This is a genomic window from Thiothrix subterranea, assembly GCF_016772315.1.
Taxonomy (GTDB): domain Bacteria; phylum Pseudomonadota; class Gammaproteobacteria; order Thiotrichales; family Thiotrichaceae; genus Thiothrix; species Thiothrix subterranea.
Map to the genome: position 1 here is coordinate 1,249,345 of NZ_CP053482.1, position 12,895 is coordinate 1,262,239.

13 protein-coding genes and 2 CRISPR repeat arrays are annotated in these 12,895 nt (G+C 49.3%); of the genes, 10 read left to right on the forward strand and 3 right to left on the reverse strand.

Annotation, left to right across the window (positions count from 1 at the left end; translation table 11 throughout):
* Positions 1–13 precede the first annotated feature (13 nt).
* Both HMY34_RS06115 and phaE read right to left on the reverse strand, forming a co-directional pair.
* Positions 14–1,075, reverse strand: coding sequence for a class III poly(R)-hydroxyalkanoic acid synthase subunit PhaC (locus HMY34_RS06115; protein WP_202718396.1), 1,062 nt, complete (start codon positions 1,073–1,075; stop codon positions 14–16).
* Positions 1,076–1,104: 29 nt separating this feature from the next.
* A complete protein-coding gene (gene phaE / locus HMY34_RS06120; RefSeq protein WP_202718397.1) occupies positions 1,105–2,193 on the reverse strand; it encodes a class III poly(R)-hydroxyalkanoic acid synthase subunit PhaE in 1,089 nt (362 codons plus the stop codon).
* Positions 2,194–2,379: 186 nt separating this feature from the next.
* On the opposite strand from phaE, the gene HMY34_RS06125 reads away from it, so the two are divergent.
* From HMY34_RS06125 to HMY34_RS06165, 9 genes are all read left to right on the forward strand, one after another.
* Entirely contained in the window at positions 2,380–3,564 is a 1,185-nt protein-coding gene (locus HMY34_RS06125; RefSeq protein WP_202718398.1) for an acetyl-CoA C-acetyltransferase, read from the forward strand.
* A 25-nt stretch (positions 3,565–3,589) separates the two neighbouring features.
* Positions 3,590–4,318, forward strand: a complete 729-nt coding sequence (gene phbB / locus HMY34_RS06130; protein WP_202718399.1) for an acetoacetyl-CoA reductase — start codon at positions 3,590–3,592, stop codon at positions 4,316–4,318.
* A gap of 216 nt (positions 4,319–4,534) precedes the next feature.
* Entirely contained in the window at positions 4,535–4,987 is a 453-nt protein-coding gene (phaR, locus tag HMY34_RS06135) for a polyhydroxyalkanoate synthesis repressor PhaR (protein ID WP_093064636.1), read from the forward strand.
* Positions 4,987–5,949, forward strand: coding sequence for a CRISPR system precrRNA processing endoribonuclease RAMP protein Cas6 (gene cas6 / locus HMY34_RS06140; protein WP_202718400.1), 963 nt, complete (start codon positions 4,987–4,989; stop codon positions 5,947–5,949). The genes phaR and cas6 overlap by 1 nt, the downstream gene beginning before the upstream one ends.
* Before the next feature lie 12 nt (positions 5,950–5,961).
* Positions 5,962–6,627, forward strand: coding sequence for a Uma2 family endonuclease (locus tag HMY34_RS06145; protein WP_202718401.1), 666 nt, complete (start codon positions 5,962–5,964; stop codon positions 6,625–6,627).
* 159 nt (positions 6,628–6,786) lie between these two features.
* Positions 6,787–7,795: direct repeats of the CRISPR family, unit length 36 nt; unit sequence TTCTGAAGACCGCCCTGATTTAAAAGGGATTAAGAC.
* Between the two features lie 292 nt (positions 7,796–8,087).
* Positions 8,088–8,420: a hypothetical protein gene (locus HMY34_RS06150; protein WP_202718402.1), complete on the forward strand. Its 333-nt coding sequence runs from the start codon at positions 8,088–8,090 to the stop codon at positions 8,418–8,420.
* Between the two features lie 119 nt (positions 8,421–8,539).
* The gene (locus HMY34_RS06155) at positions 8,540–8,905 is read left to right on the forward strand and encodes a hypothetical protein (RefSeq protein WP_202718403.1); all 366 of its coding nucleotides are present in this window, start codon (positions 8,540–8,542) and stop codon (positions 8,903–8,905) included.
* Positions 8,902–9,303: an HNH endonuclease gene (locus HMY34_RS06160; RefSeq protein ID WP_202718404.1), complete on the forward strand. Its 402-nt coding sequence runs from the start codon at positions 8,902–8,904 to the stop codon at positions 9,301–9,303. The genes HMY34_RS06155 and HMY34_RS06160 overlap by 4 nt, the downstream gene beginning before the upstream one ends.
* Positions 9,304–9,530: 227 nt before the next feature.
* A CRISPR array of direct repeats spans positions 9,531–10,677; the repeat unit is 36 nt; unit sequence TTCTGAAGACCGCCCTGATTTAAAAGGGATTAAGAC.
* A gap of 200 nt (positions 10,678–10,877) precedes the next feature.
* Positions 10,878–11,063, forward strand: a complete 186-nt coding sequence (locus HMY34_RS06165; RefSeq protein ID WP_202718405.1) for a hypothetical protein — start codon at positions 10,878–10,880, stop codon at positions 11,061–11,063.
* Between the two features lie 49 nt (positions 11,064–11,112).
* Here the strand turns inward: HMY34_RS06165 and HMY34_RS06170 are convergent, their stop codons facing one another.
* Positions 11,113–11,529: a type II toxin-antitoxin system VapC family toxin gene (locus tag HMY34_RS06170; RefSeq protein WP_202718406.1), complete on the reverse strand. Its 417-nt coding sequence runs from the start codon at positions 11,527–11,529 to the stop codon at positions 11,113–11,115.
* A 103-nt stretch (positions 11,530–11,632) separates the two neighbouring features.
* Between HMY34_RS06170 and HMY34_RS06175 the strand changes: the two genes are divergently transcribed.
* Positions 11,633–12,892 carry an RNA-guided endonuclease InsQ/TnpB family protein gene (locus tag HMY34_RS06175; RefSeq protein ID WP_202718407.1) on the forward strand — a complete coding sequence of 420 codons (1,260 nt, stop codon included), beginning with the start codon at positions 11,633–11,635 and terminating at the stop codon, positions 12,890–12,892.
* The last annotated feature ends 3 nt before the right edge of the window (positions 12,893–12,895 follow it).

The following is a 12,895-nucleotide window of genomic DNA, read 5'->3' on the forward strand; positions in this document are numbered from 1 at the left end:
CCCGCTTGTGTTTTTAGCTACGCGCAGTCAACCACTCGCCAATCGCTGGTGGGATGGTTTTTTGCGCTTTGCCGCTGACGTAAATACCGATGTGACCGCCCTTGAAAGACAGCTCGGTGTAATCAGACGAACCCGTTGCACCTTTCAAGGCGCGTGACGCATCCGGTGGCACGAGGTGATCTTGTTCCGCAAACACATTCAGAATCGGCGCTGTTACATTTTTCAGGTCGATGGTGTAATCACCGATCTGCACTTCGCCTTTCAGCAGCTTGTTTTGCTGGAAGAAGTCTTTGATGAATTGGCGGAAGGTTTCGCCCGCCTGATCCGGACTGTCGAAAATCCACTTTTCCATGCGCATGAAGTTTTTCAAGGTTTGGCTATCCCCCATCACATCCACCATGCCGAGGTATTTCTGCCCTATGAGCTGGTAAGGCTTGAGGTTGAGGAATGTCCAGTTGAGCATTTCGCCGGGAATGTTACCGATGGTGTCGACCAGTTGGTCAATGTCGATGTTTTGCACCCAGTGGCTCAGCATATTATCCGGCGTGTGGTAATCCACTGGCGTCACCATCGTGACCAGATTTTTAACTTTATCGGGGTGCATCGCGCTGTAACACAAGCTGAAAGCGCCACCCTGACAAATCCCCAACAGATTGACCGCCTCGACGTGATGGCGAGCGCAAATCTCATCAATGCACGTATCCAAATAACCGTTGAGGTAATCATCCAGCGTCAAATAGCGATCAGACGCATCCGGGTAGCCCCAGTCGATCAAATACACATCTTGCCCAGCATCCAGCAAGCCTTTGATGGTCGAACGGTTTTCCTGAATATCGGTCATGTAAGGGCGATTCACCAGCGCGTACACAATCAGCAGTGGCACTTTATTCGTCGGCTCTTTATCACCGATATAATGCAACAACTTGAGCTTATCCTCGGTGTAAACGACTTCAAACGGGGTTACACCTGCGGAAATCTCACCGACTTCCATCAGATTGGTCATACCCTGCGCGAGCTTTTCATTGAAGGTTTTGACTTCGTTCAGAATTTGGTCTGGACGCATTTGAAACGGCATGTTCGTTCTCCTTGAATATCCAGTGCAGCTTAGGCTTTCTTGGTGCTGGCGCTAGGGGTTTTCGGTTTCGCGGCTGCTTTAGGTTTCGGTGCGACAGGTGCAGCAGGCGGAGCGGTATTCTGTGCGGCGGCTAAAACATCCACTTTGCGGGATAATTCTTGTAGTTGTTTACGCAAAGTGCGGTTTTCGCGGCGCATTTCTTGCTGCTTGGCAAATGCGGCATTTAACTCTTTACGGGTTGGCAAATTCGCGGCTTCATAAGTACTGTCCAGTTCCGCGTTGATGCTTTGTTTGAGGGCCATCAGCGAATTCACCAAATCGCCATACACCACCTGATATTCATCAGTCATGGCAAACTTGGCGTAGACCTGTTCGTTAACATCGACCCACAGATCGTAGAGTTCGCGCAAGGAATGGATTTTTTTGCCATCTGCTCGCATGGAAGCGACACGCTCACGCAAGGCTTGCACCGACTCAATGCCCTGTTTCGCAAAGGCTTTCAGGTAATCATCCATCGCTTCTTGGTAGTTCGCACCCAATTGCCCCAGCGCTTGCAAGCGTTCTTGCGATTCGCGGTTGTAACCCACGGCAGGCGTTGCCAAGACTTTGCGGAATTGCTCCGTCCAGTTTTCCGAGGTCGGCATGTGGAAACCGCCCGCGCCGACTTGCTGGAATGCCTGCATTCCCATGCTATTCATCACACGCTGCCAGCTATCCAGCGCTGCTTGACCAACGCCGAAACCGTGGGCGGTAAATTTGCCCATTTCGAGTTGACCGCAACACTGACGGAAACCGGCTTCCATCGCATTCATCCACGCATCCATCGCGTCGGATCCGTTGCCGTCAGCGTGTTGTACATTGTAGGCATTTTCCGCAAGATTCATGTACACCTTGCCCATTTCGACCATACGCTGGAAGGCATCGGTAGACGCGCCGGGAACGGTGTGCGGGCTAACGGCTTTCCACCATTGCTCCAGCCCTTGTGTCCAAGCGGGTGCGGTACCAAAACCCGGTACCGCTTGTGGCTGCCCCATTTTGGAGAGATCTGACCACGCATTCCAATAACGTTGTTGCGCATCAGACCAGTTTTTCATCATATCATCCGACCAAGCTGCCATGACAGTACCTCCTCCACGTATAAAAATATTGCCTTTTGTGAGCTTATCATGCTATTTTGTGCATCGCAACAATGTTGACAGTGTGGTACTTTTACGACTTGCCAAAGCCATACTTGTCAGCTTATTGTTGACACCCTAACGATATATCACAGAATTTATGACATTTTATACCCTGGAGAACGTTTCATGCGCGAAGATATTGTGATCGTAGCCGCTGGCAGAACTGCACTTGGTACTTTTGGTGGTTCACTCGCCGCCATCCCTGCTTCTGAACTCGGCGCAACCGTCATCAAAGGCTTGCTGGAACGTTCTGGCTTGAAACCTGAACAGATTAATGAAGTTATTTTAGGTCAAGTCCTGACTGCGGGTGTCGGTCAAAACCCTGCGCGTCAAGCGGTGCTGTCTGCTGGCTTGCCGGTTGAAGTTCCGGCGATGACCATTAACAAGGTTTGCGGCAGCGGTTTGAAAGCCGTGCATTTGGCGTATCAAGCAGTGGCTTGCGGCGATGCTGACATCGTAATCGCGGGCGGTCAGGAAACCATGAGTGCTTCCGCTCACGTCGTACCTAACTCACGCAACGGTCAGAAAATGGGCGACTGGAAAATGGTCGACACCATGATCAAAGACGGCCTGTGGTGCGCGACTAACGACTACCACATGGGCATGACGGCGGAAAACATCGCCGCGCAATACGGTTTCAGCCGTGAAGCGCAAGACGAATTCGCTGCCGGTTCACAGCAAAAAACTGAAGCCGCGCAAAAAGCGGGTGTTTTCAACGATGAAATCATTCCGGTCGTGATCCCACAGCGTAAAGGCGATCCACTGGTATTCAACACGGACGAATTCCCACGCGCTGGCACAACCGCTGCTTCTTTGGGCAAACTGCGCCCTGCGTTCAAGAAAGACGGTTCAGTAACAGCGGGCAACGCTTCCGGCATTAACGACGGTGCTGCGGCAGTGATCGTGATGACTGCATCCAAAGCGGCTGAACTGGGCTTAACCCCAATGGCTCGCATCGTGGCGTTCTCTAGCGCGGGCGTTGATCCGGCAATCATGGGCACTGGCCCAATCCCTGCCACCACCAAGTGCTTGGAAAAAGCAGGCTGGAGCGTTGCTGATCTCGACCTGATCGAAGCCAACGAAGCCTTCGCAGCACAAGCCATGTCGGTTAACGAAAGCCTCGGCTTTGACCTGAGCAAGGTTAACGTCAGCGGCGGCGCGATTGCGTTGGGTCATCCGATTGGTGCTTCCGGCGCACGCGTGCTGGTAACACTGCTGCACGGCATGAAGCGCACTGGCGCGAAAAAAGGTCTGGCGACACTGTGTATCGGTGGTGGTCAGGGTGTTGCGATGGCGGTTGAAGCGGTTTAATTAAAACATTTGAGGAGTATAGATTATGAGTAAAGTTGCACTGGTAACAGGCGGTACTGGCGGTATTGGTAACGCGATTTGCAAGCAATTCGCTGCTGATGGTTACAAAGTTGTCACCACGTATTTCGAGCCAGAAGAGCAAGCCAAAGCATGGCAAGCGAAACAAGATTATGAAGTGGCGATCTATCCTTGCGACGTGAGCAACTATGACGATTGCGCCAAACTGAAAGCCTCTGTCACGGCGGATTTTGGTCAAGTTGACATTATCGTTAACTGCGCGGGCATTACCCGTGACGCAACCTTCAAGAAAATCACCCCAGCACATTGGGCTGCGGTCATGAAAACCAACCTTGACAGCGTGTTCAACGTGACTCACCAGTTCGTGAACGAAATGGCTGACCGTGGCTTTGGTCGCGTCATCAACATTTCTTCCATCAATGGTCAGAAAGGTCAGTTTGGTCAAACCAACTACAGCGCTGCGAAAGCAGGCGTACACGGTTTCAGCATGGCGCTGGCACAAGAAGTGGCACGCAAAGGCGTTACCATCAACACCTTGTCACCGGGTTACATCGCGACTGAAATGGTTATGGCAATCGCGGAAGACGTGCGTAACAAAATCATTGCGCAAATCCCGGTCGGTCGTTTGGGTACACCAGAAGAAATGGCGGCAATCGTTTCTTTCTTGGCATCCGACAAAGCGGGCTTCATCACGGGTGCGAACATCTCCGCTAACGGCGGTCAGTTCATTCACTAAGCATACCGTCGTGTAATCCCCTCTGTAGAGACGCAAAATTTTGCGTCTCTACGACCCCACCCACCGTATTACATGCCTTCCCTCGCCTTACCCTCTGCCCTTCCATTCACACCTTTTGTGCATAGCCTTATTGTTTTGTGTGCATAACAAAACGTTAACCTATAAAATCATACTTGATTTTATTTGTTTCATCACAGTAGCACCGACGAAGATCCTATGGCAGAAGAACGCATTATTAAGAAATACCCGAATCGCCGCTTGTACGACACCAACCAGAGTTGTTATATCACTTTGAGCGATGTCCGCGATTTGGTCTTGGCAGAAACCCCTTTCAAAGTCATCGACCGTCAGTCCGGCGACGATATTACCCGCAGTATCTTGCTGCAAATCATTATGGAACAGGAATCAGGCGGACAACCCTTGTTCAGCACCGATATTCTGGCGCAATTTATCCGCAATTACAGTGACGCGACCCGCAAGGGCTTTATGGAGTACATGGAGCAAAGCGTCGGGCTGTTTACCAGTCAGCAAGCCGCAATGCAGGAACAGATGCACAAAGTACTCGCCGGTACGCCGCTGGATGCATGGATGAAAATCAGCGAGCAAAATATGGAAACCTGGAAAAAAATGCAGGAAAGCATTATGGGCAACTTACAGCCGAAGAAATAATGCGCGAGTTTAGCCTACCGATTGCCCGTTACCGTTTAACGCTGCGGGCGCTGACCCCGATTCAATTCCCTGCTTATGCTGGCTCGACTTGGCGTGGCGCGTTTGGTCATGCCTTGCGGCGCACGGTGTGTATTACCCGTGAGCCGGATTGCCGCCAATGTTTGTTGTGGCGTTCCTGTGTTTACAGTCAGGTATTTGAAACGCCTGCGGGTCAGGGGCCATTGCTGGAAAAGATTAATGCGGCTCCCCACCCTTATATTATGCAGCCGTTGGCAACGTCGGGGCGGCAGTATGCGCCGGGGGAGGTGTTCGCGCTGGAATTGAGTTTGCTGGGCGCGGCGATTGGGCATTTGCCGTATTTGCTGCACGCGATGCAGCAGGTGGGAGAACGCGGGATCGGTAAGGGCGATGGGCGTTATGCGCTGGTGGCAGTAGCACAGGAAGTGGCACCGGGGGCAGGCGAATGGGTGCAGATTCAGGCGGCGGGTGAAAGCTTGCAGGCATTAGCGGGGGTTGTGCCGTTGATTCCGCCAATGCCGGAGGGGGTGCAGGTGCGTTTGTTGACCCCGTTGCGCTTGTTGCAGGAGGGTACGCCAATACGCAGCAGCCGGTTTACGTTTCAGTTGTTTATCAATGCCTTGATGCGGCGGATTACCTTATTGCACGCTTATCATGCGGGAGTGGAATTGCCGGGTGATTTTAAGGCGTTGAGTCAGCAGGCGGCGGCGGTGACATTGGGGGATGCGGATTTGCACTGGCATGAGTGGTCGCGTTATTCCAACCGGCAACAGAACCATGTGCAAATGGGCGGGCTGCTGGGTAGCTTTATGCTGGGGCTGGATGGGTTGGAGGATTTCTGGCCTTGGTTGTGGTTGGGGCAGTGGGTACATGCGGGGAAAGGCGCGGTGATGGGCATGGGCGGGTATGCGCTCGACTGCTATACTGGGGAAAAGGCAATTTGAGAGGCAGGCGTTATGCAGTTTCAGTTTAGTCAGCTACGCTTCCCGGAAAATGCGGAAGTGGTGATTAATGACGTGTCTTGGGCGGATTTCGAGCGCTTCATGGATGAATTGGGTGACAGGAGCAGCCTGCGCGTTCATTACAATCAGCGGAGTATACATTTAATGGCACCATCGGCAGGGCATGAAGTTCCAAAAATCCATATTGGACGATTCGTTGAGTATTTGTTGGAACAACAACAGCTTGATTTTGAGTCACTGGGTTCGTTTACGATGCGCAAGCAAAGTGTGCAAAAAGCGGCTGAGCCGGATGAGTGCTTTTATATTGAACATGCGGCGGCGGTGCGTGGCAAGCGCCAGATTAGTTTGGATAGTGACCCGCCACCGGATTTGGCGGTGGAAATCGACATTTATTCGCCGACAGATCGGGCGTTGTATGCGGCGTTGGGTGTGCCGGAGTTGTGGATATACGATGGTAAACAGTTGGTGATTTGGGTATTGCGGGCGGGTGAATATCATGCCGCTGAATTTAGCCCGCATTTTCCGGGGTTGGCGGTGCGGGAAAAAATCCCTGCGTTGCTGAACTTGGCGGAACGTGAGGGGCGCATGGTGGCGATGAAGGCGTTTCGCGCTTGGGTGGATGAAAATCCCCCCTGCCTCCCTTTTGCAAAGGGGGGTTAAGAGGTGTAATATTGACCTACTCACACAGACAGAGGGCTGTGTTGCTTGCTTAAAAACCTAACTTGATCAGTTTTTTCTCAAGACAACTTTTTATACAGTGAATTTTCTGCTAAGGGTCTCTATAACGCATTGATTCAAAAGGCTGATTCGACACGAGCCTTCTGAAGACCGCCCTGATTTAAAAGGGATTAAGACGCTTTTCAGTCGCCTTATTGCGCCCCATGCTGGTTCTGAAGACCGCCCTGATTTAAAAGGGATTAAGACTCACGAATTGGTTTCGCACTTCGGTTTTTACTGATTTCTGAAGACCGCCCTGATTTAAAAGGGATTAAGACAGTAAACAATGCACGGGTATACAATACGCGGGTTTTCTGAAGACCGCCCTGATTTAAAAGGGATTAAGACGGATTGCCGTTGTGTGCTTGCTTTGCGAGATTATTCTGAAGACCGCCCTGATTTAAAAGGGATTAAGACAGCTCAAATTGGGTGCGCCACGCATATACTTGTTCTGAAGACCGCCCTGATTTAAAAGGGATTAAGACTCCGCAACCCTGTTGCGAATTGCCCAATCAAGGGCTTCTGAAGACCGCCCTGATTTAAAAGGGATTAAGACAATTTCGCTGCGCAGATTGTCTAAAATACCCATAATTCTGAAGACCGCCCTGATTTAAAAGGGATTAAGACTTCTGCCGATTTCCCTAGCAGGGGGAGAGAATACTTCTGAAGACCGCCCTGATTTAAAAGGGATTAAGACGACTAGATACTCTGTACCCGCTACATTGTTGTTCTGAAGACCGCCCTGATTTAAAAGGGATTAAGACTCATGTTTCAAGTATGAATCCACTTGTCCCTTTTCTGAAGACCGCCCTGATTTAAAAGGGATTAAGACATAACTGTCTCGACAAAATTAAAATAATCTTGTTCTGAAGACCGCCCTGATTTAAAAGGGATTAAGACTTTTGAACAGACTACAGTCATTAGTCTGGCAAGTTTCTGAAGACCGCCCTGATTTAAAAGGGATTAAGACTATACCGCTACAGGCTTATTCCTGCTTAGGTGTCTATTCTGAAGACCGCCCTGATTTAAAAGGGATTAAGACCTTAGCAGCTTGATTGCATCAGGAAATTCCTCTTTCTGAAGACCGCCCTGATTTAAAATGGATTAAGACTTCTGATTCATCACACCCGACATCTTTTATGTCTGAACCATGATTTTTAGGATTAAAGGATTACCATGATAAGAGCACGTGCAGTAATCCTACTAATCCTTTAATCCTAAAAATTCCAGTTCAAGACAAAAACAATACAGAAAACCTCATTAAAAACAATTAGAGACACTATTCATTACCAATATATTAAGTCTAAAAACGTAAATAAAAGTAGTCAGACTATATTTATTTTATAAACAATAGTGATAGCTCAACACCAAACAATAATTAATCGAGTCTGCCCCCTTGATTTATGCTTAAAATCCCCGATAGCTTGCGATTAACGCCGGATAGCCAAGGGGTTTACAAGGCAGCGTTGCACGATGCGTGGGAATTGGCTGCTTGCCATTGTGATGCGGCGATACGGGTATTTTGCGATGAGAATCAAGAGCGTATGAAAGATTTATTGAGCATCCGCAACCATTCGATTCTCGCGCACGGTTTTGCGCCCATTACCGCCGAGGAATGGCAGCGGATTACTGCGTTTATTGAAAGCGGGTTATTGCCACTGCTCACCGCGCAAAGTGCGAAAGTGGGAGTGCGCAATCTTCCACTGCAATTACCCGTCATGCTGCGTAGGGGTTGATTCGTCTGTCGAAATATTGCCATCAATCGAGTCTCCCCCCTTGATTGCGTAAGCTCACTTTCGTACAAACTATTGCGTAGTGCTATGATGACAGCATCAAGGCAGTAACAGGAGCAGAGATGATGACAAAAGTTGCAATCATGCCAGTACCTGATGGGCATGGTCATGTTTACTTCGACGCAGTTGCCGGAGAGCGGCGAGCGCGTGGTATGACTGCGGGTGCGGCGTTGGATGCTATGAACGAACAACTGAAATCTGATGAAAGTGCTGCGATTATTGTTTTGCAGAATTTTCGTCCTGATACGTTTTTCAGTGCAGCTCAACAACAGCGCCTTGAAGCATTGATGCAGCGTTGGCGTACCGCGAGGGAGACCGGAAAAGCCTTGCCGCAGCAGGAGCAGGATGAGCTGGAACAGCTTGTCGAGCAAGAGCTGGTCGCATCAGCTAGTCGGGCAAACAGACTTAGCGGTGAGTTGAACAAATGAATCCCCAGTATGGGCTTATTGCGTCCAGAGCAAAACATCGGTGTGAGTACTGCCACGCGCCGGAAGTGATATTCAACTTCCCGTTTGAAGTGGAACATATTATTCCGTTAGCACTGAATGGCTCCAGTCATGGATCAAATTTGGCGCTTTCATGCCGCTCATGCAACTTGTACAAGTCATATCATATCAATGGTGTCGACCCTGAAACCCAACATAAGGTTCGTTTGTTTAATCCACGCGATGATGAATGGAGTGAACATTTCATGGTAAATACAAAAACTGCGGAAATCATTGGATTGACGGAAAATGGCAGAACAACCGTCCTTCAATTAAAAATGAACAAGCCTTCCCAGCTTGCCGCCAGAAAGCAGTGGATGCTGTTGGAACTTTTTCCGTGACTTGTATGCTTAATTTGCGATAACAATATCAACAGAACTGCTGAATATTTATTCATTTTTCAAAAAATCATTGTAAAATCAGCACACTAACACGCAAAACCTGAGCGTATCGCTTCTTTAAAAACTTATCTTGTCGCATTTTCGCCCAAGGCAACTTTTTATACAGTGAATTTCCTGCTAAGGGCCTCTGTAACCCATTGATTAAAAAGGCTGATTAGACACGAGCCTTCTGAAGACCGCCCTGATTTAAAAGGGATTAAGACTGTTGTAACGTTTTAAGCAGCGTTCCAATTCGTTCTGAAGACCGCCCTGATTTAAAAGGGATTAAGACACGATGCATACAGCAGCCCGCGCATCTCCGAATTCTGAAGACCGCCCTGATTTAAAAGGGATTAAGACGGTGCGACTGAAGAAGCCCTTCTTGCTGGGATTCTGAAGACCGCCCTGATTTAAAAGGGATTAAGACAATTGGGGCTTGCAAGATGCGGGATAGAAACTTTTCTGAAGACCGCCCTGATTTAAAAGGGATTAAGACGTGTGCGGTCTTCGTTATTAAGCTCGATAGCATCTTCTGAAGACCGCCCTGATTTAAAAGGGATTAAGACTCGGATTCAGGGATGTCAACCCAGATCACATCAGTTTCTGAAGACCGCCCTGATTTAAAAGGGATTAAGACGAGGAAGAAAGAAAGCAGGCGTAAGAAAGAAAGCATTCTGAAGACCGCCCTGATTTAAAAGGGATTAAGACACAGGGCTTTCTCTGCTCGTTCGAGTTTTGCGGTTTCTGAAGACCGCCCTGATTTAAAAGGGATTAAGACATAAATAACTCTTGTTTATACGCTTTCTCATCCCATTCTGAAGACCGCCCTGATTTAAAAGGGATTAAGACGGCGGATTGAGCTTGTTGCGGTAAAAAGAGGGGTTTCTGAAGACCGCCCTGATTTAAAAGGGATTAAGACTAGAGCCCCCCTGCCCTTCCGGGAACAACCCTTCTGAAGACCGCCCTGATTTAAAAGGGATTAAGACGGAAGGGGGGTGTTTCAGCAGCGGGGAAGGGCGCTTCTGAAGACCGCCCTGATTTAAAAGGGATTAAGACTTATTTCCTTCACCTTATTCTTGCACTGCTTGTTCTGAAGACCGCCCTGATTTAAAAGGGATTAAGACTACCTTCTCGTAATGCTCCCGCGTGCGCCTGATTTCTGAAGACCGCCCTGATTTAAAAGGGATTAAGACGTGTTTTGTTTTCGGGTTGTGTGTTCATGATCAGCTTCTGAAGACCGCCCTGATTTAAAAGGGATTAAGACTTGGCGGCGTTTGTTGCTTATGCGTTTGAACGTATTTCTGAAGACCGCCCTGATTTAAAAGGGATTAAGCCTCTTTCATTACAAAATCTTTTAGTCCGAACTAAGATTTTCAGGATTAAAAGATTTCCAAGATGCCCACTTACATCCCACTAATCCTTTAATCCTAAAAATCCCAGTTCAAGACAAAAATCAAAGAGAATATTTATGATTAACATATTAAGTCTAAAAAACGCAGGAGATTCATAGCCTTTAACTAACTGGAGAAAAGGTTATGGGGTATCTCAAAAAACCCAAAACACACAGTGAAGCAAAACTGTATTTTGATGCCATTGATCAAGATGTTAAACCTCGCGCCAAGCGCTGCCCTAAAGGTCTTGCTAATGCGTGGGATGACAAAATCAAGGCGTGTTATCACCATAAATGCTGGAAACGTCACCGTGTGACGCAATACAAATAGTGATGCGCTGCATCTCCCTTCGGAGGTGCAGTTTCACCACCTGCTATTTTTAAAGCATTAGCTTGCTGATAATAATGGGTGTGATGTGTGGCGGAAACTTGATCCGGTCATCATTGGTAACAAAATAGGTGCAGCCGTTGGTGAGTGCGGTAATCAGATGGATGGTATCCGGCAACTTGTTCTTGAAAAACGCCCGCAATTGCGCCGCATCTTTGAGGATTTGGCGTGATACCGGAATGACCAGCAACGCCTCAGACGGGCTGATATGCTGCTCATATTGCATCTGTGACCCGACATCCTGTTTCTCGAACGGTTTGACCAAACACTCTGCCAAAGTCAGCTCACTGGTGACACTGATACTGCCTGTCGCTGCAATCACTTCAAACAACGCTGTTACCTGCCCGACAAATTCGGGGTTTGAAGCAGCTACCACAAAACCCACCCAAACCTCTCCAATCTTTGTCATTTTGGAGAAGTTACAAGGCGCAGACTACCGTTCATCTGTCGATAGCAACATCAAAAACACTCACCTCTAGACAAAAAACCTGCCGCATTGCATCCTATCCCTCATGATTATCAGCCACAAAATCCGTCTTGACCCCAACAATAAGCAAGCCACGTACTTGGCGAAAGCCGCAGGTACAGCGCGGTTTGCCTACAACTGGGCATTGGCGGAATGGCAAACCCAATACGCGGCGTGGAAAAACGATAACAGCCAGCCCAAACCCAACCAAATGGGCTTGCGCCGCCAACTCAACGCCATCAAACGCGAACAATTCCCGTGGATGCTGGAAGTCACCAAAAATGCCCCGCAAATGGCGATTATCCAACTCGGAGCAGCCTTCAAAAACTTCTTTGCAGGACGCGCCCAGTACCCGCAATTCAAAAAGAAAGGCAAAAGCCGCGACAGCTTCACCCTCACCAACGACCAGTTTGCTATCGACGCATCCCGCATCCGCATTCCCAACCTTGGGTTAGTACGGATGCGGGAAACGTTACGCTTTTCCGGCAAAATCCTCTCCGCCACGATTTCCCGCACCGCTGACCAGTGGTTCGTAAGCTATACCGTGGACACGCAAGACCATAACCACCTCCCGCCTGCCGAAAACCAAGGTGATACCCTGAGCTTGTCGAAGGGCACGGTGGGGGTGGATTTGGGCGTATCCGCACTGGCAACCCTGTCAACGGGGGAAAAAGTGGTCGGGGCGAAGCCGCATAAAGCCTTGCTTTCCCGCCTAAAACGGCTATCCCGCAGCCTGTCCCGCAAGGTCAAAGGCAGTGCCAACCGCCACAAGGCAAAACAAAAACTGGCAAAACTTCACGCACGGATAGCCAACATCCGCCAAGACAGTTTGCACCAACTCACCACGGATTTGACCCGCCGTTTCCACACCATCGGCATCGAAGATTTGAACGTATCCGGCATGGTGAAAAACCGCCATTTATCCCGTGCCATCAGTGACATGGGATTCTTCGAGTTCCGGCGGCAACTGGAATACAAGGCGGAAATGCGCGGTGCGGTGGTCGTGGTAGCTGATCGGTTTTTTGCCTCCAGCAAGACCTGTTCCGCCCTCGGCTGTGGGCATAAAGTGGACAAAATGCCACTATCGGTACGTGAATGGACTTGCCCTGACTGTGGTGCAGTTCATGACCGTGACGTAAACGCAGCCAACAATTTGCAAGAGTATGCTTCGGCTACGCTCAGCAACCACGCCGTGAGTTCCACGGTGTCTGCCTGTGGAGGGGAAGGCTCTGGCTTTCGGTGCAAACCGAAAGTGAAACCAGCCCCCGTGAAGCAGGAATTTAACCGCAAACTTGACCTTGGTTAAGTT